Consider the following 23,922-nt stretch of genomic DNA (forward strand, 5'->3'; position numbering starts at 1 on the left):
TTAAAATCTCTTTTTCAATTCAACGCCAAAGCGACGCGGTTTGGCCTTGAATACAAACCCGCCGGGTGAAAATTCGGCATTATAGATTTCATTACCCAGATTTTTTCCCCAGGCCGAAAGGGCCCAGTCATCCCATTCAACCGTGACCCGCGCATCCAGAAGATCGACCGGATTGCGGACCGTTGAATTGGGGACATCCCACCAGGTTTTTCCAATCCGCTGATAATCGGCACGAAACACCGCCACAATGCCACTGTCCTCAAACTCGTAGGTATATTGGGCGCCAAGGTTCAAGGTATACCGTGAAATCAAAGGCGCTTCATTGCCAATCACGCTGGCATCCGGAAAGTCCTTGATTTCACTGTCCGTGTATCCCAGGCCAAAATTCAGATCCAGACCATCCATCGGCCGAGCCTGCATTTCAACTTCAAAGCCCTTCAGGCGAACTTCAGGAACATTCCCCAGATTCTGGGTGGAGTTGGCCGCCAGAAAGACGAAGAAATAGGAATTTTCCGATTTGGTCGTATAGGCGCTGAGATTCAGTTTCAACCTGCGATCCAGGAGCTCGGTTTTCACGCCGACCTCAAAGGTTTCCGCCACTTCCGCCTCAAAGATATCCTGAACTCCGACTATACCGTTGGCGAAGGCTACGCCCCCGACACCTGTCTGGTTAAATCCGCCACTGCGGAAACCCGTGCTGTAGCCCGCATACATGCTGACATTGTCATTCAGAGAATAGCGCAAAGTTACCTTGGGCTGCAATTTGTCCCAGGTTCTTTCCCTTACTTCCCCTGTTACCCCTTGCGGGAAACCGGGAACATTGGGCAGGTATTCCGTCGGTGTCAAAGTTGTCTGTTCCCTTTTGTCCTCGTCATATCGAAGGGACATATCAACTTCCAGATTGTCGACAATGTCATAGGAGAGATTGCCAAACAGAGACCAGGCGAAATTGCTCTGCTCATCCGCCAGAAATGTTGACTGCGGGTTTAACGGATTAGTGCTTGGAGTACGGTACACCGGAAAAACCCCGTTTCCGAAATCCAGCATGTTGCCGGTAGAAATATACCGGTCTGTTCCAATCATATACCCCCCGACAATGTACCGGAGACGCTGATCCGATGGCGAAGTGAAGCGGAATTCCTGGCTCCAGGCGTCCACGTCCAGAAACTGGCTCTGGTTAAAATCGACACCAAAAAGGTTATAGAAGAGGGATTCTTCAATGGGCAGGAAGTCAAAGGCGTCCCCGGTCAGGATTTCCTCAAGGGAATCATAGGAGGAAATCGAGGTAAATGTTCCCGCCTCGGAATCATAGGTCACCTTCATGGAGAGGGTATACATATCCCGGTCATTCTGACCCGCGTTATTTACCCTTACCGGCAGGCTGACATCGTTGACGTCATTGACAATATTGAAATAGAGAGCCTGCGTCCGGAGCTGGGACATGGAGCCCCTGAAGTCCACAGACCAGTTGTCACCTCCCTCCCAAAGAAGCCTTGCCCGGGCAGAGAAGTCTTGATACGGGTCCGCTTTCTCTCCGAGATAAGGATTATCAATCAATCCTTCCGTATCATAGTAGGACGCTGAAAGGCGGTATTTCAGATCATCCGATGAGCCGAGAGGACCACTGATGCTCCCCTGGACCCGGTACCCGAATCCCTTTTCAACACCGGCTTTCACACTGCCCTCGAATTCATCGGTCGGCTGCTTTGTGGAAATCACAACGGCTCCGCCAATTGCGTTCCGGCCATACAGCCCCCCCTGAGGACCTTTCAGGACCTCAATTTGTTCGATGTCAAAAAGTTCCTGATTGAACTGGGCCGGATTGACCTGCTGAACCCCGTCAATCCACACCGCGACGGAAGGTTCGCTGTTCCTGGCCTGGCTAATTCCGCGGATCACAATGAAAGCATTACCAGCGTTCTGCGTCTCCACCAGGGTGACATTTGGTGTCAGTCCGATGAAATCACTTGGCCTTTCGATCCCGGCATCTTCGATAACCTGTGAGGAAAAGGCGTTGACCGCAGCAGGAACATCCTGAAGGGATTCCGCGCGGCGACGTGAAATAACCGTTATTTCCTCAAGAACAATAGCTTCATCATCTTCCGCTTCGGAAGCTGATGCCGTCTCAACGAAAACAGGAGACGTTGCCAGCAAAACTGCGATCAAAGATGTGCCTGTGAATAGTTTCCATTGCCGATCAGGGCCGGCAATGGTCCCCAAATGAGTATTTCCCTTTCCCATGTTCACCTCTCTATATGTTTATTTGCAGCGCGGCTCCATGAAGACTGAGCATTTATCTGCTCTATTGTGCTTCTCAAAATAACGATGTTCCCAAGACGGAGACCGGCCTTTTAAAAGAGTAAGAATTTCGTATATCGAAGTCAAGTTCGATTTACGAAATTTTGGCAAAGCCCATGCAAAAACAGCCCCCCTCCCCGAAACGACCTTGGGTACGCATGGGAAGAGCTGTCAGAAGCAAAGGGAATATTTTACAAGCATGCCTATCCCTGAAGATTTTTCCTCAGGGGTGTTCTTTATACAGATGAAAATTTACGGCGTCGGGAGAGGGGCGCTTTTGGGTCAGGACCCTTTTATGGAGTGGACCAGGAAGGGCCATCTCCGGAGAGCAACCTCGATCTCGCCGGCTGCCTGCCTGAGCAGGGGCACCCGGGTTTCAATAAGCTCTTCCCTCGAGACCCTGGTGGTCGAAGTAGAGCAGTTAATGGCGGCAGCTATCTGGCCTTCATTGTCAAATACGGGAACCGCCACAGAGACAATTCCGTAATCCAGTTCATCCTGTGCGGAATCATATCCGCAGCTACGAATTTGCTTGAGACTTTTCCGAAGCTTGCTTTTGCTTGTTACGGTGTGTTCTGTCAGTTTTTCCAGATTTGCAGTTTCGAGATAGTCCTCAATCACCTCATCCGGCTGGTAGGCCAGCAACACTCTCCCCAGGGACGTAGGATAAATGGGAAAACGGGTTCCTACTCCTGCGCCAAGCCTTATTTGTCTGTTTGTGGAAACATGGACCAGATAGAGAATTTCATGCCCTGACAGAACCGCCAGGGAAGAACTATCCCCTGTTTTATCCCTTACTGCCTGTAGATGGGGAGCAGCCGCCTCTTCCAGGTTCATGGACGCCAGAAAGGCAGAACCAAACATCAGCACTTCCGGCCGCAGGAGAAAACTTCGCCCATGACGCCCGACGTATCCAAGCTTCTCCAATGTATTCAGGCACCTTCTGGCCACAGCAGGGCTCAGGCCCGTTACCTCGGCTACTTCACTGAGTTTCATCTCGGGGCGGTTCTGATCAAATGCGCGAAGAACCGACAGCCCTCTTTCCAGCGTGGAAAGATACTCGGGGTCCTGCTCCTTGCGAGGTGTTTTTGCCATTACTCTCTCACCTTTTTATATTTTAAGAGTAACATATAGCTTAAAACCATTTGATCACGCCAGCGCTTTATCAAGCCAGAGGCCTCTTCCCCGGTGGAACCACCCTCGGGCGTCGGTTTCCTTTTATCAGGCTAGTCCTTGATTTCATCATTATGTTCGCCCAGGACGGGCGGGGGCACAATATCAAGGGACCGCTTCCCGTCGAAAGACACAGGTGAGCGTATAGACCTGAATTTTCCCATCTCCGCATGCTCTGCCTCCACCTGAAGTTCAAGATGCTTAACCTGGTCGGTTTCCAGAACCTCCCTGGAGGTATACACCGGAGAATGAGGAACTTCATTCTGGTCAAGAACCTGTCGCCAGTCATCCAGCGGACGGGATTTGAAAATAGGTGCCAGGAATTTCACCACCTCTTCGTAATTTGCAATCCTGGCGTCCCGGTCTGCAAAACGGGGATCCGAGAACATATCCGGCTTTTCCACGGCTGCAGCAAGCCCTTCCCAGAATTTTGTCGGGGAAGACATATGAAGGGCAAGCCAGAGACCATCCTGGCATTCAAAAACATAGGATTGGGAGACATGTGGTCGGCTGTAGGGTGTCATAACCTGATCTGCCGACAAGAAATGGGTAAAGTCATCCAGATTAAAATGACACATGGCTTCCAGCATGGAGACTTCTACATGCCTGCCCTTGCCCGTCTGGTTTCGTTCGAATAACGCGCCAAGGATGCCGTAAGCAGCATAAAAACCGGTCACAGAGTCTGCCAGAGCCGGCCCGACCACCCGCGGATTTTCCGGGTTAAGGAGAAGGCGGAGAAACCCGCTGGCCGCCTGGGCAACCGTATCAAAAGCGGGACGATCCCGATCCGGGCCCGAAGAGCCAAACCCTGATATGGAACAATAGACCAGCCGCGGGTTGATCGCCTGCAGCCGTTCAACATCAATCCCGAGGCGTTCGGCCACTCCCGGACGGAAGTTCTGGATAAAAACATCCGCCTCGGCAACAAGGCGGTCAAGAGTGGCCAGATCGGCCTCGTCCTTTGTATTCAGGGTTATACTTTTCTTGTTCCTGTTATAAGTCTGGAAATGGGGGCTGTAGAAACCTCCCTTGAAAGCACGAAAAGGATCACCGCCTTTTGGGTTCTCGATTTTGGTCACATCCGCCCCCAGGTCAGCAAGCAGCATTCCCGCAGCCGGCCCTGTGATAAAAGTACCCATATCAAGAACTTTAAGATTTTTTAGAACTTTCACCATCGGCTCACCTTTAATTCCAGACACAGCCCGGAGACTGCTACATATACAAAAATCCCGCAGTATAATTTCCGTGGCATAAAAATGTCCCGCAGGTTATTTTCCTGATTGACCGTCATTTCATCTGATCCGGCCCGGCACAAATATTCAGCGCATAAATATTCAGCCCGGGACAATATCCTGATTCAAGGATATAATCTTTTCGTATACCGAATACAAGTTCGTTATTCGAATTTTTTTGCCTTATTTTCTTGACAAACTTCCCGCAGGCAGGAATTTTAATCGCAACTTTTTCCAACCCATTTTTCCGAAACGAGGCATTATTATGCGTATAGGAAAGCAGAACCAGCCCTTTAGCGCAATTTCCACTTCCACCCCGGAAACCATTACTGTACGCGGGAAAGACCTGTGCAAGGATCTCATTGGAAAAATTGATTTCACAGAATATTTCTGGCTACTCGTCACGGGAACAGAACCCACCCCGACGCAACGCTTCTTTGCCGACGCGGTTCTGGTCTCCATCGCCGAACATGGCCTGGTCCCAAGTGTAGTTGCCGCCCGCATGACCTATGCCGCTGCCCCGGAGGCTTTCCAGGGAGCTGTAGCCTCAGGTTTACTGGGGTGCGGTTCCGTCGTCCTGGGAAGTGCCGAAGTTTGCGGGCGCTTCATCAGTGAACTTGTTGATCAGGCAAGGTCAGAGAACCTTGAATTTGAGGAAGCGGCCAGAAGAGGTGTTCAGGCATTGCGCGCTGAAAAGAAAGCCATCCCGGGTTTTGGTCACCCCCTGCATGCCGACGGCGACCCCAGGGGAAATCTGCTTTTGAAACTTGCAGAGGAAAAAGAGGTTGCCGGGTCACATATCCGGATGCTTTACGCAGTTCGCAAGGTCATTCCGGAAATCATCGGCCGCGACCTTCCCATCAACGTAAACGGGGCAATTCCCACCGTTATGCTGGATGTAGGTTTTCCGCTGGACGCCCTGAAAGGAATTTCGCTTCTGGCCCGTACGGCAAGCCTTATCGGGCACCTGCAGGAAGAAGCAGAACGGCCCATTGGTTTCATTCTGTCCAACCATGCAGCTGAAGCCATCAGCTATGATGGTCCGGAGTAAAAGAGTATATTTCCTAAGTGAGATAATGAATAAATTCGATTATCGAATTATTGTTCGATTATTGAATTATCGAAATAAAAAGACTATCATAAGCCGGTACACTCATTGACCATCCTTCCTGCCGCATTCGGCCGGGAAACATGATCGAATGAGATGCTGCGCAGGCAGAAAATATGTAGGGAGAAGGGGGAAATTATCCCCTTCATGATCAAATATGGAGCAGAAACATGGCAACATCCAAACTTCCGAGTCGCCTTCACCATACAGCCTATGTCGCAAAAGACCTTGAGGCTACGCGTGAATTTTATGAGAATGTCATCGGACTTCCCCTGGTAGCCACCTGGTGTGAACAGGAAGAGCTTTTCGGTAAGGAAAGAACCTATTGCCATTGTTTCTTCGGTCTCGGTGACGGCAGCGCCCTGGCTTTTTTCCAGTTTGCCGAAGACGAGGACCAGAAACAGTTTGGACCGGAGATTCCCTCTTCTCCATTCATTCACATTGCCCTGAATGTTGACAAGGAAACCCAGAAGGAAATTGAAGAACGGATCGAAAAAGCGGGATACACAGCGCCTGATACCTATATCCTTGAACATGGCTATTGCCGCTCCGTCTATATCAAGGATCCTGACGGCATGATCCTGGAGTTCACCGTTGACGCGGCCGAGGTGGATGAAATTAACAGGGTAAGACTGGCTGACGCCCATAGCGAACTGAAACGCTGGCTGGGCGGGGATCATCATCCCAACAATGATGTGCGCGATCTGATGAAGACTTCTTAAGGCAAACATTTATCCGGGGTCAGTCAGGCAATGGAAGCAATCGAAACCATCTGTGATGTTTCCATAAACGGCGAGACGGTCCAGATTGAAATAACGGGAACGGGACCGACGGTGCTTTTGCTGCATGGCTGGAGCATGGACCGAAGAATGTGGCGTCCACAGATCGCCGCTTTGTCAAAGACGTATCGTGTTGTCGCCGTCGATCGCCGGGGTTTCGGCAAATCATCCGCCCCGCCCGATCTTGACAAGGAACCGGAGGACATCAATGCCCTGCTGGACTTTCTGGATTGTGACGACTGCGCTCTGGTCGGCATGTCCCAGGGGGGCCGGATTGCCCTTCGATTTGCCCATAAATATCCGGAAAAACTATGGGGTCTTGTTCTCCAGGGGGCGCCGCTTGATGGCTTCCCTCCTCCGGACAACGACAAAGAGCTCATCCCCATATCCCTCTATAGCTCCCTTGTCAGCACCGGCGAAACGGTGCAAATGAAAAAGCTGTGGCGCGAGCATCCCCTTATGCAGTGCGAGGACCCTTCTTCTCAGAGCCTGATAGAAAAAATTCTGGATGAGTATGAAGCCCGGGATCTTCTGGCCCAGAAAGAAAATTCAGGATCACCGTCCCCTTCCCTGGCCCCGGTTCTGGACACCATTAAAGTACCGACACTGATCATCAACGGCGAGCGGGATACCGACTGGCTTCTGCAGGTGGCCAATGCGCTGGATCATGGCCTTCCCAATTCCGAATATCTGGTCATTTCCGGTGCGGGACATTTCTCCAACCTGAGCCATCCCGGTGAATTCAATGAGGCCGTCCTCTCCTTCCTCAGGAGTTGCCAAAAGGAGAAATCCTGAAAGAACCTGACGAACAGAAGCTGAACCGTTCTCTCATTTCCTCTCGAACTCATCTTACCGATTTGTGCCTGCCGATTAGCCGGAAAGCAACTTTCCAATCTCGGGACGGCAGGACCCGCAATTGGTACCGGCCTGCAAACAGGCTCCCACCTCATCCACTGTGTCGGCGCCATTCTTCACCGCCTCAAGAATATCACCACGGTGAACCCCGAAACAGGAACAAACAAGCGGCCCCAAATCACCGACCAGCCCCGGCGGACGGCCGGAAAGCAGAGACGATAGAGTATCGTCATCAAGCTGTTCTTCCGAGAAAAGCCCCTGCAACCATTGGCGAGACGGCAGGGCCCCTTTGCAGGTCACCATCAGGCAGAAATCCAGCCGACCGTTATTGATACGGGCGAGCCTGATCTCCCCTTTGGTCTCCTGGGTGAAGGAGAGCACATTATCCTGCCCCCTCTGACAAAGCCAGGGTGCGAGAAAAGCGCACTGATCCGTTCCGCCCGAACCCGCCAGTTCCAGAATGTGACAATTGTCCTGATAGCTATAGGCCCAGTAATCGACATCCTCCGGCCGCTGCTTTTCCCGGCTGAGCAGGAAAGCGTGCCAGTCCGGTTGCCATTTTTCAATTTTGACCGGGGTGTGTTTGGATTCCGGCTGGCCCGAGACCGGATCGGTGACCGGGTTAACCAGCCGCCCCACCACCGCATTGGAAGCATAGGCGTCATTCCAGTGCATGGGCAGGAAAACCTGCCCCGGTTGCTGATCCCCGGTAATTTCCACACGGGCCAGCGCGTCGCTCCATCTGCTTTTCAGCCTCACGAAACCCAGATCTTCAAGGCCGTATTTTTCCGCATCATCGGGATGGACAGCCAGCATGGGTTCTTCCCGGTGACCATTCAGGCGCGGCGCCTTTCCGGTACGGGTCATGGTATGCCACTGGTCCCGCAGCCGGCCAGTATTGAGGATCAGGGGATAGTTATCGTCCGGCAAATTTGCAGGCGCACGGTTGGTGACAGCAATAAAATTCGCCCTGCCGTTAGCCGTATAGAAACGGCCATCTGCAAAAAAACGCGCCCGGCCCGCTTTGTCGTTTGATGTCACCGGCCACTGGACCGGAGACAAATTGTCATAGGCTGTCCTGTCCAATTCGGTAAGCCCAGACAGATCGAAATCCCGCCCCCCTTCATTCTCAAAGGCAGACAAGGCCGTATGCTCAAGGAAGATTTCATGCTGGTTTTGATAAGAAAAAGCCCGATTAAATCCCATCTTCTTTGCCACTTCGGACATGATCCACCAGTCGGCCTTCGCCTCCCCTGGCGCTGCCAGGAACTGCCGCTGGCGGGAAATTCGACGTTCACTATTGGTAACTGTGCCGCCTTTTTCGCCCCAGCCCAAAGCCGGCAGGGCGATATCCGCATAGGTCATTGTATCCGTATTGGCCATCATCTCCGAGACAATTACCAGTTCGCATTTTTCCAGTGCGGCGCGCACGTAATCAGCATCCGGCAAAGTGACCACCGGATTGGTCGCCATGATCCAGAGCGCCTTGATCTTTCCTTCATGCACGGCCCGGAACATATCCACCGCCTTGAGGCCGGGCTTCCCGGCTATAACATCGCTGCCCCAGAAACGGCCGACCCGATCGCGGGAAGATTCGTCAAAATCCATATGCGCCGCAAGCATATTGGCGAGACCACCCACTTCCCTGCCCCCCATGGCATTTGGCTGGCCGGTAACGGAAAAAGGTCCCATGCCCGGCATGCCGATCCGCCCGGTAAACAGGTGGCAGTTGATAATGGCATTGACCTTGTCAGTACCCTGGCGTGACTGATTGACACCCTGGCTATAGACTGTCAGCACCTTTTCTGTACCGGCAAAGAGCTCATAAAATTGCAGCATGTCCGGCAGATCAAGGTCACATTGCCGGGCTGTTTCCATCTGGTCCGATGCATCCTGAAGCGCACTGTCCACAGCTTCCTTCAGACCGTTGGTATGATGTCTCGTGAAGTCAGTATCCTCAAGCCCCCTGTCCGCAAGATAGGCCAGCAGACCGTTGAACAGTTTCACATCCATCCCCGGCCGGATTGGCAGATGCAGGTCCGCCTGATCGCAGGTGGCCGTACGCCGGGGATCGATCACGACGATTTTTGTTCCCCGTTTTTTACGGGCCTTCAAAAGGCGCTGATAGAGAATTGGGTGACACCAGGCCGCATTGGAACCCACCAGGACCACCAGATCCGCCTGTTCCCAGTCTTCATAATTGCCTGGAACCGTATCACTGCCAAAGGCGCGCTTGTGCCCGGCCACACTGGAGGACATACACAGTCGGCTATTGGTATCGATATTGGCCGAACCGATGAAGCCCTTCATCAGCTTGTTGGCCACATAATAGTCTTCCGTCAACAGCTGACCAGAGACATAAAAGCCGATGGCATCAGGACCATACTCATCCCGTACAGTCTTGAGCCCTGATGCCACGGCGTCAATGGCAGTCTCCCAGTCTGCTTCGCATCCATTTACCACAGGTTTCAACAATCTGTCGTCCAGCGCAAGGGTGTCCCCCAGGGCCATTCCCTTGGAACAAAGCTTTCCCAAATTTGCGGGATGAGCTTTGTCTCCCCGGACGTTTACTGCACCGTTGTCATTTACTTCGGCAATTACGCCGCAACCGACACCGCAATAAGGACAGGTGGTTTTGAAGTTCTTCTTCATCAAGCCCCTGCAACAAGTTTCCGTTCCGGCAGCAACAAAAGAACCCGGTCACCTTCTATCTGCACCGGAATTACATGGCTGCAACCGCTGTCGGCCCCCAGGGCCTCTCCATTCTCCAGCGAGATGTTCCAGTTATGTAGTGGACAGGAAACACTTTTGCCGTGGACAATCCCCTGGGACAATGGACCGCCTTTGTGCGGACATTTATCTTCGAGGGCGAAAACCTCCCCCGTGGATGTTTTAAAAACGGCAATATCTGTTCCACCGGTCTTGATAACCCGGGAACCGAGAAAGGGGATGTCCTCGACATGTCCGACTTCGATCCAGTTTTCCGTCATCGTCTTATCCTACCTTTGCCATTGGGGTGAATTCATGGGCATCGACGCCTTTTGCCGCGCGTGCCGCCCAGGGATCATCCTGGAAGAACCGCTGGGAATACCAGAATTTCTCGGCATATTTTTTGCGCCCTGCGGCATCTTCCACTATCCGCTTCTTGATACTGTCCAGCCCGACGCGTTCTACCCAGGGGGCGGTCCGTTCCAGATAATGCCCCTCTTCCCGGTATAGCTGCATGAAGGCAGCACAATATTCCTTGACCTCCTCCTCGGTTTCCACCTTGCACAACAGGTCACAGGTCCGCACATGCATACCGCCGTTACCGCCAACATGAAGTTCCCAGCCACTGTCCACAGCAACAACACCAAAATCCTTGATGGTGGCCTCGGCACAGTTCCGCGGACAGCCGCTGACCGCCATCTTGAACTTGTGCGGGGTCCAGCTGCCCCAGGTCATTTTCTCCAGATCCACCCCCATGGACATGCTTTTCTGGGTCCCGAACCGGCACCATTCCTGACCAACACAGGTCTTCACGGTCCGAAGCGACTTGCCATAAGCATGGCCGGATACCATGCCTGCCGCATTGAGATCAGCCCAGACACCGGGCAGGTCTTCCTTTTTCACACCCAGCAAATCAATTCGCTGCCCGCCTGTGACCTTGACCGTGGGAATATCGTATTTCTCGGTCACATCGGCAATGGCCCGAAGTTCCTTTGGATTGGTCAGGCCGCCCCACATGCGCGGCACCACACTGTAGGTGCCGTCTTTCTGAATATTGGCATGAGCCCTCTCGTTAATATACCGGGACTGATTATCGTCCCGGTATTCCCCGGGCCAGGCGCACAGCAGATAATAATTGAGTGCCGGACGGCATTTTGAGCAGCCGTTGGGTGTGGTCCATTGAAGGGCCTGCATGACAGCCGGAATTTCCTTGAGCTCGTGCAGCAGGATCAACTGACGCACGTCATCATGAGTATGATCGGTGCAGCCGCACATGGGGGTCGCCGTTGGCGCCTCGTAACTGTCACCAAGGGTCAGTTCCATCACCTGCTCCACCAGATGGGTACACGATCCGCAACTGGCCGAAGCCTTGGTATGGGCCCTCACCTCATCCAGTGAGGCCAGTCCTTTTTCTGTGATAGCTGAAACGATTGAACCTTTACAGACGCCGTTACAGCCGCATATTTCCGCCTCATCCGGCAATGCTGTAACGGCCGCCAAAGGGTCCGCGGTGTTACCCCCCATGGCCAGCGCCTGACCGAAGATCAGATAATCCCTGATATCGTCGACTTTATCCTTGTCTTTCATAAGCTGGAAATACCAGGGGCCGTCTGCCGTGTCGCCATACATGACAACCCCGATAATACGATCGTCTTTCAATACCAGCCGCTTGTAGATGCCTCGATAGGCATCCCGGAAAACAATGTCCTCGCACTCAGGTCCGCCGTTGAAATCACCGGCTGAAAACAGATCCACGCCGGTGACTTTCAGCTTGGTGCTGGTCACAGAGCCCTTATAGCTCTTGCCCTGCCCGGCCATAAAACCCGCCATCGCCCGGCCCATTTCATAGAGCGGCGCCACAAGGCCGTAAGTCTGCCCGCGATGTTCAACACATTCGCCCACCGCATAAATGTCCGGGTCGGATGTCTGCAGATGATCATTGACCACAACCCCGCGCTTACAATCCAGGCCCGCCTTTTCTGCCAGTGAAAAGTTGGGACGAATACCCACGGCCATAACAACAAGATCGGCGGGGATTTCCGTGCCATCCGCCAGTCTTACGGCCCGGACCCGGTCTTCCCCAACCAGTTCCTGGGTATTCGCCCCGGTCAGTATCCTGATGTCCCGGGATTCCAGCTCGTTTTTCAGGAGGAAGCCGGACGCTTCATCGAGCTGCCGTTCCATCAGGGTTTCGGCAAGATGGACCACCGTCACATCCATACCATTGCGTTTCAGACCGTAAGCCGCCTCGAGGCCAAGCAGACCGCCGCCGATCACAACGGCATTTTTATATTTGCCTGAGGCTTCCAGCATATCCTCGACATCTTTCATGTCGCGGAAAGTAATAACGCCGTTCAGGTCCTTTCCCGGCACCGGGATGATGAAAGGATCAGAACCCGTTGCCAGCCACAGGACATCATAGGGCGTTATCCTGTCCCGGTCGCTGACAACGGTTTTGTTGGAACGATGGATTTCAACAATTTTTTCACCAGAATAAAGACTTATATCATTTTCTTCATACCATGCTTTATCGTTAATGACGATATCTTCGAACTTCTGCTCGCCGGCCAGGACCGGTGACAGCATAATCCGGTTATAGTTCACATGGGGTTCGGCACCGAACACGGTGACGTCATAGTCTTCGGGGGCCAGTTTGAGCAGTTCTTCAAGCGCCCGCATGCCGGCCATGCCATTTCCGATAATGACAAGTTTCTTTTTCATCTCATACCCTCATATCGTTGAAATTCCGTCCGCTCAGAGTTTGAAGTTCACCCAGAGCCAGACTTTGGTTACATCATTGTTCACGGGTCCCGCACCGGCATTGTCGGCGCTGTAATCGGCGAACTTCACACCGACAGTGAACTTGTCGAATTTCCTGACCGCTTGCAGGTCAATCTCGCTGCCGTAGCCGATACCGCCAACGTCGGAAGAGAAATCATGGTAGGTCGCCACCAGCTTCACCCCCTTGATGGCGCCGCTGACGGTACCGTAGATATCCTCAAGACCATTCGCAGGTGTCGTCAGGAAGCGGTCGGCCCAGCCATTGAATTTGTGCAATGTGGCCAGCGGGGTACTAAAGGCCGCAACCCCGTCGTCACTACCCAAAAGCTCATAGCCCACCTTTGCGGTCACGCCGGAGAAGGTAGCCCCCAGTTCCCCGGCCAGATAATCAGCCGAAAAGTCACCCGCATCCGCATAGTCGGACTGGCTGGCATATTCCGCTTTGTAATGGATTGTGACATCCTCAAGCTTGGTCTTGCCGGCAAATCTCAAACCGTATGTGGCGCTGTCCGCAGTTCCTGCCAGATCAAGCAGATAAGCGTAGGCGGTAAAGGTTCCGAAATTGAGCCCGCTATAGGCCGCATCAAACAGATGGGTATCCATATCTGAAGAAATGCCGAGGATATTATGGCGCTCAAAAAGATAGGCATAGGTTACGGTCGTGTCGGCTAAAGCCTTTGTCTGTATGGAGACCGCATCAAAGGTCTGTTCATTCTGGCGCCAGCCCACATTACCGACAAAACGCGCCGTCGGCAGGATCAGCCGCTGACGGCCCGCCTTGATGGTTGTCTTCTCCAGTCCGGTATATTGCAGGTAAGCCTGGTTCAGTTCCGATACCATGGGATCGGCAATAACCCCGTGAGTGGCCAGGTCCGGACCATCCCCGTTGGGATTGCCGCCTGGAAAGGCATCATATTCATCGGAACCAAAATTATTGGTGCTTTCAAGTTCGATGACACCGGAGAAGTCCTCATATTCCCCGGTCGCATAACCGGCCCGGATCCGAATGGTGGAAGCGACCCCCGTTTCCGCCCTCAGGCCATCATCAGCGCTCTCAAACCGATAATTGGCATCCAGGATAGGCTTTCCCTTTGTCAAGGCGTCCAGAAAGGTTTCCTCCGCCATTGTCGGCGCGGCAAAAGCCAGACTGGTTGCAGTCAGGAGAAAGGTAAGGCCTGCATTGTACTTATTTATGTTCATAGTGTTTCCTCAGTTCCAGTTGTTTTATTGTCAGGCAACATGGGGAAGAGCATGTCGTTCATGCAAAAAGCGCAGAACTTCGGCACGGAAATGGTTGTATCGGGGATCGTCCGCCAGCTCGAGGCGTTTACGGGGACGTTCCAGGTCAATTTCTAGCATTTCACCGATCGTGGCTGCGGGACCATTCGTCATCATCACAATACGGTCGGAAAGAAGTACTGATTCATCCACATCGTGGGTGATCATCATCACAGTGTTGCCCAGATCGGCATGAATCTCCATCAGGCTGTCCTGCAGATGGGCCCGGGTCAGGGCATCCAGGGCACCAAAGGGCTCGTCCATCAACAGCACCTTGGGCTCCATGCTGAGCGCCCGGGCAATACCCACACGCTGCTTCATGCCGCCGGAAATCTCGGCCGGATATTTGTCTTTTGCCTCGGTCATACGCACCAGGGAAAGGTTATGATTGACCCAGTCGGCCCGCTCCCGTTTCGATTTGGTCTTGCCGAAAACCTTGTCCACGGCAAGCGCGACATTCTCATAAACAGTGAGCCAGGGAAGCAGGCTGTGATTCTGGAACACGATGGCCCGGTCCGGTCCCGGCTGGGTCACTTCCTTGCCGTCCAGGATTACACCCCCGGTTGTCGCCTGAAGAAGGCCGCCGACAATGTTCATCAGGGTGGACTTGCCGCAACCGGAATGGCCGATGATGGAGATAAATTCACCTTTATCAATGCGCAGGTCCACATCACGGAGTGCCACGAAAGGCTCCGCTTTGGTTTCAAACTGGATGCCGACGCCGGTAATATCGAGATGCACGCTCATTATATTTCTCCTTACCTGTCTCTTATTTGTTGCCGTAGCTGAAACGACGCTGCACAAGGCCCATACAAGCCTCAAGAAGGATGCCGACGCATCCGATCACAAGGATGGCTACGATGATGCTGGTGACGCTCAGGTTGTTCCATTCATCCCAGATATAGAAGCCGATACCGATGCCGCCGGTCAGCATCTCTGCTGCCACGATCACCATCCAGGCCGTGGAGAGAGACAGCTGCATACCGGTGAGAATGTGGGGCAGAGTTGCCGGCAGAAGAATTTTCCGGGCCACGTCAAGGCGCCCCAGCTTGAGAACCGAGGCCACATTCATATAGTCCTCGGGAATGGTACGGACGCCAGCGGCGGTGTTGATGATCACCGGCCAGATACTGGTAATAAAAATTACAAAGATCGCTGAGGGATTGACGGCCTTGAAGATCAGCAACCCGATCGGCAACCAGGCCAGCGGACTGACCGGACGCAATATCTTGATCAATGGCGTCCAGGCCTTGGAAAAAGTATCGCTGAGACCGATCATAAAACCGACTGGCACACCGACAATTGTTGCCAGGGCAAAACCTGCCAGAACCCGGCCAATGGAATAGAGCACCTGCCAGCCGATACCCATATCGTTGGGACCATAAACGTAGAAGGGTTCGGCAAAGATCTCTTTCGCCTTCTCCCAGGTTTCCACCGGTCCGGGCAAATCCGGGGCGACGGACGTCTGAATAGCAACCCAAATCCCGATACAGAGAAGAAATGTCAAACCGGGCAGAAAAAACCTGTGAACAAGGGAACGCATCAGATCCTCGATCGGCTTCATCCGGTCCTCATAGGGCTCTCCCTCCAGAGTGGATGTCGTCACTACTTCCTCAGCAGAAGATACTTCCGCCTGCTCTGTTTCCGGTTCAGGTGTATAGGTTTTCATTTCTACTACGGTCATTGTTCAGTCCTCGGTGTTGCCCTGTTGGGTACCTTCCGGCCCGCAGGCCGGAAGGCCAATCGTTTCAAACCTAGCTGTTCAGCCTGGCCAGTTCTTCAAGCGGCACTTTCATATTCTTCACCTTGAAGCCGGACATGTAGTCCATCAGCTTCGCCGGATCGAAAGTCTTGCCGTCAAAGAATTTATCCACCCCCATGGGGATCGGGCTTGTGGCCTCGGACAAGGTCCAGGGCTCGGCGTGGGTGCCTTCCGTCTTCAGATCAATGGTTGGTGCCGGCACGCCGACACTCTTGGCGGCTTCGCGGTAAATATCGGCGCGATAGACCTCGCCGGCTGCCTTCATAATATCCAGCGGCTGCTCGATCTGGCCCCAGCGCAACATCTGGGTGATGAACCAGGCTGCATGGGACTTCCAGGGGAAGGTCGCCGCATAACGGTAAAAGACATTGAAGTCCGGCAGCGGTGTCGGTTCTGCATCCTTGAGGTACTTGTAAGTACCAGTCATGGACATTTTCACCACATCCACCGGCGCATTCACATAGGAGCGGCGGGAGATGATCTTGACGACTTCAAGACGATTTTCCGGTTTGTCGGCCCATTGACCGGCCTCGATCAGCGCCCGGACAACAGCCAGATGGGTATTGGGGTATTTATCCGCCCATTCCTGGTTGACGCCGAACACCTTCTCCGGATTGTTGTTCCAGATTTCATAATTGGTAATCAGGGTCCGGCCGATACCAAGAATTACCGCCCGCTCATTCCAGGGCTCACCCACACAGTAGCCGACAATATTTTTGGCCCGCAGGTTGGCAACCATCTGCGGCGGCGGGATCACAATCAGGCGCACATCCTTGTCCGGATCAATCCCGGCCGAGGCCATCCAATAACGGATTTCATAGTTATGAGTGGAAACCGGGAACACCTGGGCAAAGGTCATGGCCGGTTTGCCGGCGGCCTTGTCTGCATCGATCACTTTTTTCAGGGCGCGGGCCGAGACCGGACTTTCCTTCATGGCTTCCGGGTCCGCTTCCATCATGCGGTCATAAAGTTCATTTGAAACGGTAATGCCGTTGCCGTTCAGGTCCATGCTAAAGGCGGTGATGGTCGGCTTCTTCAGGGCGCCAACACCAAGAGTGGCGGCGATGGGCATACCGGCCAGCATATGAGCCCCGTCAAGCGCGCCGATATTCACCTTGTCACGAATGTTGGCCCAGCTGGCCTCCTTGGATACCGTGACATCGAGCCCGTGCTTTTTGAAAAAGCCCTTCTCGCTGGCAATCACCACCGGTGCGCAGTCGGTCAGCGGTATGATGCCGAAGGTCAGTTTGGTTTTTTCCAGTCCCTCCGTACCGGCCGCCCAGGCAGCGCTTCTGAGACCGGGAGTGATGCCCCCTAACACAGCCAGGGTTCCCGCTGCTGCAGTCGTCTGCAAAACAGACCGTCGGTTCCAGTCCCCCGCAACGGGTGTCTTGCCGGATTTACTTTCCTCATTCACTGATCACACTCCTTTTTTCTGCATTAATTAAAAAAGCGCCCGCACACACAGAGACATAACGTCTTCGTGATTGTGCGGGCGCCTTTGCCCAACTGTTTCGGCATCTTTGCCTGATCAAATCAAGGGACCCAAACGCTGCGCCATTGCAGCAAGGCCTTCAATTCAAAAATTCTATCCCAGCAATTCAGCGGCCTCGATAATTTTTCTGGCCAGCCTGGCGACCTTTATATGCTGGTCCATCGCCATTTTTCTCATCTTCTGATAAGCGGCCTCCTCATCGAGACCCTGCTGCTTCATCAGAATGCCTTTTGCCCTGTCGATATATTTCCTGTCACTCAGCGCCTGGTTGGCATGATCCAGTTTTTCCTGCAGGCTCCGGTATTTTTTGAACCTGGCCACCGCCACATCCACCACCGGCTTAACCCGTTCCGCCGACAAACCGTCCACCACATAGGCACTTACTCCGGCGTCCACCGCCGCTTCGATCTGTTCGGGCCGGTTATCATGGGTAAACATAACAATCGGGCATTTATTGTGTTCGCTGATTTCGCTGACCTGTTCCAGGGTATCCCTATCCGGTGAGTCAATATCTATGATCACCACATCGGGGTTTTCATGCGTCATCAACAGTAGCAGCTCTTCTCCTTCCGCCGTCTCTCCAATAACCTCATAGCCCGCACCTCTGAGAGCCTGGGTTACCATATTTGCACGCGCCCGGTTCATATCCGCAACAACGATTTTTAGTCTTTTCATACTCTGTTGCCACTCTTTTACCCTTCTGGAACCGGAAATCCTCCTGTTAATTTATTGCATTGCAACATCCATGCCATTCTCCGGAACCAAAGTATTCTGCCATTTTTTTCCAACCTCCCCGTCATGAACCCTCCTAAAAATGCACATATTTTAATCATTGTAGATATTTGTTCATTTTTTATGCAATTACATTAGCCGAGCAAGTACAAACCCGATAGATACAAGAGCAAAAAACAACGCCACACTTTTCCAAAAGAAAACCGGGTCTCTTTCAGCAAAAGGCACAGGCGCCATCTGCATGAATTCCGGATTGGGCCTGCGCAGATCATGCTCAAATTCCGAAAGCACGTTATATCGCTTAAAGGGGTCCGCGTGCACGGCTTTTGCGAGCGCGCCGTCAACCCACTCCGGCAAGTCGGTATTATACTCCGCTGCAGACATGTAAGGCAGCTTTCTCTGGCGAGACCTGGTTCGGGCCCGAGCCATTCGAGCCCCATACGGCAACCTGCCCGTCAACATCTGGTAGGCAATCACCCCGAGAGAAAATATGTCCGACCCTGGCGTTCCCGTTTCCCCCAGGAAATATTCCGGTGCAGCATATTGTATGGTGCCTAAAATATCCCGATCATGTACATCCGGCTGCGCCTCGATCACCCCGGCAACCCTGGTGGAGCCGAAATCAATGATCTTCACCGTACCATCCCCGTCGATCATGATATTTTCAGGCCGAAGGTCCTGATGCACCATCTCCAGGCGATGAAAGGCCCGAAGCCCCCTTGCAACCTGCTCCACAATACTGCGCACCACTTCCAAATCGGGACGAGGATGGTCGGTCATCCACTGGGCAAGGGTTTGCCCTTCCACATATTCCGTAACCAGATAAAGATAATTTTTCCGGCGCCTCGTGATATGATTTTTCAATATATGAGCACTGTTCAGCCGCCGGCCGATCCATTCCTCCATCAGAAATCGCCTGAGGTAGGCCGCATCACCGCGCAGATCCACCGAGGGTATCTTGATCACCACTCGGGCACCGTCCTCCATATCCTCCGCCAGATAAATATGACTGCGATTGGATGCATGCAATTGTCGCACGATACGATAACCGTCAAATTCCGTCCGTGCTTCCAACAGGGGCGGCAGCGGCAGACCGGCAGATTCCCCCATAACCTCACCGACCTCCCCGCTCGGCAGGCCATCTATACAGACAATCTGGAGGGTCAGGTTGTCCTGGCTGCCCCGGCGCATGGCTTCCTCGCCAATCCGCCTGGCGGCGGCGCCCAGGTCTTCCGCATTTTCCCTGATCGCGCCAACGACGAAGCCCGGGTCAGCAAATTCATAGACACCATCTGTGGCGAGCAGGAAAACATCCCCCTCCATTACCGGCAGTGCCTGATAGTCAACTTCTACCTCGGCACCGACGCCAAGCGCCCGGCCGAGATAAACCTCCTCCGAAGAAAGAACCACCCTGTGATCAGTGGTCAGTTGCTCCAGCCCACCACCGGAAAGCCGGTAAATTCTGGAATCCCCCACATGGAACAAATGGGCCGTGCGGGATTTAAGAACCAGCACACTCAGCGTGCAGGCATAACCCTTGTCCTGGTCAAATGCATACTGGCTTCGCCTGCCCTGGCTGTAGAGCCAGGAATTTGCAGCGGAAATTACCCGTCCGGCAGAGGTTTTCACCGTCCAAGAATCGGACGTACAATAGTAATCTGTCAAAAATGTCTTGACGGCCGTCTCAGCCGCAAGGGCGCCAACCTCACTGGAAGAGATACCATCCGCAAGGGCGATACTGATCCCCTTGAGCGCCAGCGCACCCGCTTCTGGCACAAGGGCGCCGTGAAAATCCTGGTTAACTTCCTTGCGACCCTTGTGCGAATATTGACCAAGAGAGATGGATAGACTATCCGGCATCACATATCCTCCATGGCGAAAGCCCCGCCCTCAGGGCGGGACCTCATAAAACCACCACCCGTTATTCAGCGGGGCTGAAGTCACCGGCCGGAGCCTTACGCTTTGCTCCCGTGCGAACATGCGTAGAGTAAAGGGTAAGACCAACAAAGGCGAGACCGCCCACCAGATTGCCGATAACCGTCGGTATCTCGTTCCACAGCAGATAGTCCATAATGGAAAAATTACCGCCGAGCATGATGCCTGAAGGGAACAGGTACATGTTCACGATGGAGTGCTCGAACCCCATGTAGAAGAAGAGCATGATCGGCATCCACATCGCAATGACCTTGCCGGACACGGAAGTGGAAACCATGGCGCCCACCACACCGGTAGAGACCATCCAGTTACACAGCACACCGCGGATAAACAGGGTCAGCATACCGGCGGCACCGTAGGCCGCGTAACCGACAGTACGCCCTTCGCCGATGGTGCCGATCTTCTGCCCCACAATATTGGGCTCCGTCGAGAAACCGAACGTGAAGATTACCGACATCATCACAGCCACCGTGAAGGCGCCGGCAAAGTTGCCGACAAAGACCAGGCTCCAGTTGCGGAGGACACCGCCCCAGGTACACCCCGGGCGCTTGTCGATTACAGCAAGGGGACAGAGGGTAAAAACACCCGTCAGAAGATCAAAACCCAACAGGTAAAGAAGGCAGAATCCGACCGGGAATAAAACCGCACCCGCCAGCGGCTCTCCGGTCTGGACCGTGATTGTTACCGCAAACGCCGCTGCCAGGGCCAGAATGGCGCCGGCCATATAGGCCCGGATAACCGTGTCCCGGGTGGACATAAATATCTTTGATTCCCCGGCATCAATCATCTTGGTTACAAATTCTGATGGAGCAAGATATGCCATCGTATTCTCCTCTTTTTAAATCACTTTTATTACCGCATTTGGCCAACTCTTCCGCACCGGCCGTGAACCACTTTCCCGCTCCCAGACACCAAACCTCCTGTGTTTCTTTTTTTCTCAGGACAAAAAAAACGCCGTGTCACTCAATTTTGCCCCTGCATTGGAAGCATAATTGAATCACACAGCGTCATTGCTGCCTGCCCTTGCGGGCTATTTGGTTACCGCACCGTTGCGGAATTTTCAGTCAGAGATTCCCCGCCATATTGAAAAGCACTGGGTTACCCCTGATTTCTTTTTTACATTATATCTCGCATCTGCACAAGATTTAATCCTGCCTATAATATAATCATATTGTGGGAACATTAAAAATTCCTGCGCTTCGCCAAAAGCAAAGAATGCAACGGCCGCACGTGGGACAATAGAGTAACGCGCGCCCATAATACCCCTGCGACGCACTGCGAAGGTAATTAGAACAGGAGCTTTCCCTATAGCTTCACCCAATACAGAAAACGGAAGTCAAAAAAAAGCGGGCAGTTTCCTGCCCGCTGCTGTTGATAAGTTAGATCAGTTCCGGCCTAGAAGTGCTGACCGAAACGCGCCCCGAAACTGCGGGGACGGTTTGTCGCCGTTGTGGTGTCAATCGCACTGGCATAACCCGGATAATATTTTGCAATCTCAGCCCTAGTGTCAGTGACGTTGTCGGCAAAGAGACTGAACGTCCAGTCATCGCCACTGACGCCTGCAGAAAGATTCAGAAGACCATAGGCATGCTGTTGTTCCCTGAGATCTAGCTCCAGATTGTTCCAACTGTCATCGGTATAGGAGAATGCTGCCTGGAAGAAGGATGGCATATTTGCAATCTCCTCTTCATAACGGGCGATTGCCGTAAACTGCAACTTAGGCACAAATGGCATTTCAGTACCCTTGGGAGCAAGTACCGGTCCATCCGTAGCTCTCCTGTAATCTGTCGTCAATTTAGCATCATTATAGGATGCAGAGAGTGACAAGGTCAGGTTTTCAGACGCGGCAAACATCAGGTCAAATTCTGCACCATAGGTCCGTGATCCCCCAACGTTCTGGATGATGGTCAGGTTGGACACCGAGAAATCGAGGAAACTGAACTGCACATCATCCCATTTCACATAGTAAACAGCACCGTTAAACCTCAAACGGTTATCCATCCAGCTTGATTTCCAGCCAATTTCGAAGTTGTCGACAAAGTCTTCCTTATAGCCTGGAATTCCCGGCACCCTCGCACGGTTCACCCCACCAGGACGATATCCTTGAGAGAAAGTGGCGTAAACCATTTTGTCATCATCGATATCATAGCTGAGATTGACCTTGTAGGTCTGACCGGTATTGTCCTCCTTGCCATCCAGTATCCGGGTATCGATACAGGGAAACTGAGGTGTGCCGGCATCATTTTGGACGAACACGCCATCCACATAGGATCCAGTACAATGCCCGATGAAGCCATTAAAGCCATGCAAAGTGTTTTTATATTTATAGTAGCGCATACCAGCAAGCAGGGTAAGCCGGTCTGTAAGGTCGTAACTCACCTCACCAAAGGCCGCATATTCTCTGTCGATACGCACCTGGTTTGTCTGCCAGGTTGTACGACCGCCTTCGACAACGGAGTCTGCGGGATTCATATCAGGCACAACCCACTGCAGATCAAAATTATGCACCTGACGCTGATAGAACAGGCCCGCAATAAAGCGCAGGCGATTTTCTTCAGGCGACTGGACACGCAGTTCGTGGCTCTGACGGGTAAATTTCTCATCTCCAGTCACATATTGCGACGGATCGGCACAATCGCCGCCGGCAGTGTAATACACACATGAGTAATCATAATCAGGCAGGGTATTCAGATAGGCGAACAAGGTGTCCAGATACTCAGCATATCCAATGTAGTCATAACTACTATCCACATTGCGGTTCAGATAGGCACCGGCATAGACCACATCCAGATCCCCGACTTTTCCTTCAACCGTCAGGGTCGCCTGATACCAGTTCTCGTCATATTCTGTGGGGAAGAAGTCCTGAGACTGAAGATCACCAAGATCTTCCGGATCATGGGTGAAAGATCCCGTTGATTTCTGCTGCTGATAAGTCAGGCCAGGTGTAATGGTCCAAGTATCATCCAGGTCAATTTTTAACAATGCACGACCGCCGGTGACTGTGTTGTCGTTGAAGTTCTTTTCAACCACAGCAGCGTTATTTTTTGTAATACCGGTGAGCGGGAACTCAAGTGTAGCCGGAACATTATCGATATACCCACCATCATCCTCATGCCAGCCGACAAGACGGATCGCTACCCTATCTGATATCGGGACATTGACGAAACCTTCCAGAGTATATCCCGGTTCGCCGCTTTTCACTACATTCGCCGCCACATCATAACCGGCTTCAAATTCACCCATCACAGGTTTGTTGGTGATGATCCGCATAGTACCGGCCTGACTGCTGGCACCGAACAAGGTGCCCTGCGGGCCGGACAGGGTTTCGATCCTCGCGATGTCATAGGCGTGCATGTCAAGAATCTGGTTAATGGTAGTAATTGGCTGTTCATCAAGATAAACGCCAACACTGGGCATGGATCCTGAATGCACGCCGTCGCCGCCACTGGAAATCCCGCGCATGTAAATCTGGGACTGGCCGGGTCGCGCAGTCTGGAACGATACCGTCGGCAGGAACTGGATATAGTCATCAAAAGCGTTGACGTTCAGGTCTTCCAACTGCTGGTTACCGAGAACCTGCACAGACAAAGATACATCCTGCAGACTAGATTCTCGTTTCTGGGAGGTCACAATGATCTCCTCTAGAACAATCTCTCCTTCTTCTGCGGCATGGACTGACTGTTGCAACGACAAGGCCCCTGACAACAATACCGTCGAAGCCATAAGAGCCGACTTCGAGACCGAGTATTTAACTTTCATTTATTTCACTCCCTTTTACTTAAATT

The 23,922-nt window shown here is 52.9% G+C and carries 17 protein-coding genes; 3 read left to right on the forward strand and 14 right to left on the reverse strand.

Annotation, left to right across the window (positions count from 1 at the left end; all coding sequences use genetic code 11):
- The 3 genes from ACN0YD_RS08110 to ACN0YD_RS08120 form a co-directional block, all read right to left on the reverse strand.
- Positions 1 to 2,166 (reverse strand): TonB-dependent receptor, encoded by a 2,166-nt coding sequence (locus ACN0YD_RS08110; RefSeq protein ID WP_417318571.1) that lies wholly within the window; start codon positions 2,164 to 2,166, stop codon positions 1 to 3.
- A 414-nt stretch (positions 2,167 to 2,580) separates the two neighbouring features.
- The gene (locus tag ACN0YD_RS08115; protein ID WP_417318573.1) at positions 2,581 to 3,393 is read right to left on the reverse strand and encodes an IclR family transcriptional regulator domain-containing protein; all 813 of its coding nucleotides are present in this window, start codon (positions 3,391 to 3,393) and stop codon (positions 2,581 to 2,583) included.
- Positions 3,394 to 3,524: 131 nt separating this feature from the next.
- A complete protein-coding gene (locus ACN0YD_RS08120; RefSeq protein WP_417318575.1) occupies positions 3,525 to 4,646 on the reverse strand; it encodes a CaiB/BaiF CoA transferase family protein in 1,122 nt (373 codons plus the stop codon).
- Positions 4,647 to 4,968: 322 nt separating this feature from the next.
- Between ACN0YD_RS08120 and ACN0YD_RS08125 the strand changes: the two genes are divergently transcribed.
- From ACN0YD_RS08125 to ACN0YD_RS08135, 3 genes are all read left to right on the forward strand, one after another.
- Positions 4,969 to 5,754, forward strand: coding sequence for a citryl-CoA lyase (locus ACN0YD_RS08125; protein ID WP_417318577.1), 786 nt, complete (start codon positions 4,969 to 4,971; stop codon positions 5,752 to 5,754).
- Positions 5,755 to 5,981: 227 nt separating this feature from the next.
- Complete coding sequence (locus ACN0YD_RS08130) at positions 5,982 to 6,533, forward strand: VOC family protein (RefSeq protein WP_417318579.1); 552 nt, start codon at positions 5,982 to 5,984, stop codon at positions 6,531 to 6,533.
- 30 nt (positions 6,534 to 6,563) lie between these two features.
- Positions 6,564 to 7,385, forward strand: coding sequence for an alpha/beta fold hydrolase (locus ACN0YD_RS08135; protein WP_417318581.1), 822 nt, complete (start codon positions 6,564 to 6,566; stop codon positions 7,383 to 7,385).
- A 75-nt stretch (positions 7,386 to 7,460) separates the two neighbouring features.
- Here the strand turns inward: ACN0YD_RS08135 and ACN0YD_RS08140 are convergent, their stop codons facing one another.
- The 11 genes from ACN0YD_RS08140 to ACN0YD_RS08190 all read right to left on the reverse strand — a co-directional run bounded on the left by ACN0YD_RS08140 (position 7,461) and on the right by ACN0YD_RS08190 (position 23,896).
- Positions 7,461 to 10,097 (reverse strand): molybdopterin-dependent oxidoreductase, encoded by a 2,637-nt coding sequence (locus tag ACN0YD_RS08140; RefSeq protein WP_417318583.1) that lies wholly within the window; start codon positions 10,095 to 10,097, stop codon positions 7,461 to 7,463.
- Positions 10,097 to 10,435 carry a nitrite reductase small subunit NirD gene (gene nirD, locus ACN0YD_RS08145; RefSeq protein ID WP_417318585.1) on the reverse strand — a complete coding sequence of 113 codons (339 nt, stop codon included), beginning with the start codon at positions 10,433 to 10,435 and terminating at the stop codon, positions 10,097 to 10,099. The genes ACN0YD_RS08140 and nirD overlap by 1 nt, the downstream gene beginning before the upstream one ends.
- 4 nt (positions 10,436 to 10,439) lie before the next feature.
- Positions 10,440 to 12,875, reverse strand: coding sequence for a nitrite reductase large subunit NirB (nirB, locus tag ACN0YD_RS08150; protein ID WP_417318587.1), 2,436 nt, complete (start codon positions 12,873 to 12,875; stop codon positions 10,440 to 10,442).
- A 33-nt stretch (positions 12,876 to 12,908) separates the two neighbouring features.
- Positions 12,909 to 14,135 (reverse strand): alginate export family protein, encoded by a 1,227-nt coding sequence (locus ACN0YD_RS08155; RefSeq protein WP_417318589.1) that lies wholly within the window; start codon positions 14,133 to 14,135, stop codon positions 12,909 to 12,911.
- Between the two features lie 30 nt (positions 14,136 to 14,165).
- Positions 14,166 to 14,960: an ABC transporter ATP-binding protein gene (locus ACN0YD_RS08160; RefSeq protein WP_417318591.1), complete on the reverse strand. Its 795-nt coding sequence runs from the start codon at positions 14,958 to 14,960 to the stop codon at positions 14,166 to 14,168.
- Positions 14,961 to 14,982: 22 nt separating this feature from the next.
- On the reverse strand, positions 14,983 to 15,897 hold the full coding sequence (gene ntrB / locus ACN0YD_RS08165; protein WP_417318593.1) for a nitrate ABC transporter permease: 915 nt from the start codon (positions 15,895 to 15,897) through the stop codon (positions 14,983 to 14,985).
- 70 nt (positions 15,898 to 15,967) lie between these two features.
- Positions 15,968 to 17,392 carry a CmpA/NrtA family ABC transporter substrate-binding protein gene (locus ACN0YD_RS08170; protein ID WP_417318595.1) on the reverse strand — a complete coding sequence of 475 codons (1,425 nt, stop codon included), beginning with the start codon at positions 17,390 to 17,392 and terminating at the stop codon, positions 15,968 to 15,970.
- A 171-nt stretch (positions 17,393 to 17,563) separates the two neighbouring features.
- On the reverse strand, positions 17,564 to 18,145 hold the full coding sequence (locus ACN0YD_RS08175; RefSeq protein ID WP_417318597.1) for an ANTAR domain-containing response regulator: 582 nt from the start codon (positions 18,143 to 18,145) through the stop codon (positions 17,564 to 17,566).
- 186 nt (positions 18,146 to 18,331) lie between these two features.
- Positions 18,332 to 20,062 (reverse strand): protein kinase domain-containing protein, encoded by a 1,731-nt coding sequence (locus ACN0YD_RS08180; RefSeq protein WP_417318599.1) that lies wholly within the window; start codon positions 20,060 to 20,062, stop codon positions 18,332 to 18,334.
- Positions 20,063 to 20,123: 61 nt separating this feature from the next.
- The gene (locus ACN0YD_RS08185) at positions 20,124 to 20,960 is read right to left on the reverse strand and encodes a formate/nitrite transporter family protein (RefSeq protein ID WP_417318601.1); all 837 of its coding nucleotides are present in this window, start codon (positions 20,958 to 20,960) and stop codon (positions 20,124 to 20,126) included.
- Between the two features lie 572 nt (positions 20,961 to 21,532).
- Positions 21,533 to 23,896, reverse strand: a complete 2,364-nt coding sequence (locus ACN0YD_RS08190) for a TonB-dependent receptor (RefSeq protein WP_417318603.1) — start codon at positions 23,894 to 23,896, stop codon at positions 21,533 to 21,535.
- Positions 23,897 to 23,922 lie beyond the last annotated feature (26 nt).

The organism is Emcibacter sp. (assembly GCF_048269205.1).
Classification (GTDB): Bacteria; Pseudomonadota; Alphaproteobacteria; order Sphingomonadales; family Emcibacteraceae; genus Emcibacter.

Bases quoted from the DNA above. Each gene is read 5' to 3' on its own strand.
- ACN0YD_RS08115 (WP_417318573.1), bottom strand. From the start codon at position 3,393: ATGGCAAAAACACCTCGCAAGGAGCAGGACCCCGAGTATCTTTCCACG.
- ACN0YD_RS08120 (WP_417318575.1), bottom strand. From the start codon at position 4,646: ATGGTGAAAGTTCTAAAAAATCTTAAAGTTCTTGATATGGGTACTTTT.
- ACN0YD_RS08125 (WP_417318577.1), top strand. From the start codon at position 4,969: ATGCGTATAGGAAAGCAGAACCAGCCCTTTAGCGCAATTTCCACTTCC.
- ACN0YD_RS08130 (WP_417318579.1), top strand. From the start codon at position 5,982: ATGGCAACATCCAAACTTCCGAGTCGCCTTCACCATACAGCCTATGTC.
- ACN0YD_RS08135 (WP_417318581.1), top strand. From the start codon at position 6,564: ATGGAAGCAATCGAAACCATCTGTGATGTTTCCATAAACGGCGAGACG.
- ACN0YD_RS08140 (WP_417318583.1), bottom strand. From the start codon at position 10,097: ATGAAGAAGAACTTCAAAACCACCTGTCCTTATTGCGGTGTCGGTTGC.
- nirD (WP_417318585.1), bottom strand. From the start codon at position 10,435: ATGACGGAAAACTGGATCGAAGTCGGACATGTCGAGGACATCCCCTTT.
- nirB (WP_417318587.1), bottom strand. From the start codon at position 12,875: ATGAAAAAGAAACTTGTCATTATCGGAAATGGCATGGCCGGCATGCGG.
- ACN0YD_RS08155 (WP_417318589.1), bottom strand. From the start codon at position 14,135: ATGAACATAAATAAGTACAATGCAGGCCTTACCTTTCTCCTGACTGCA.
- ACN0YD_RS08160 (WP_417318591.1), bottom strand. From the start codon at position 14,960: ATGAGCGTGCATCTCGATATTACCGGCGTCGGCATCCAGTTTGAAACC.
- ntrB (WP_417318593.1), bottom strand. From the start codon at position 15,897: ATGACCGTAGTAGAAATGAAAACCTATACACCTGAACCGGAAACAGAG.
- ACN0YD_RS08175 (WP_417318597.1), bottom strand. From the start codon at position 18,145: ATGAAAAGACTAAAAATCGTTGTTGCGGATATGAACCGGGCGCGTGCA.
- ACN0YD_RS08180 (WP_417318599.1), bottom strand. From the start codon at position 20,062: ATGCCGGATAGTCTATCCATCTCTCTTGGTCAATATTCGCACAAGGGT.
- ACN0YD_RS08185 (WP_417318601.1), bottom strand. From the start codon at position 20,960: ATGGCATATCTTGCTCCATCAGAATTTGTAACCAAGATGATTGATGCC.
- ACN0YD_RS08190 (WP_417318603.1), bottom strand. From the start codon at position 23,896: ATGAAAGTTAAATACTCGGTCTCGAAGTCGGCTCTTATGGCTTCGACG.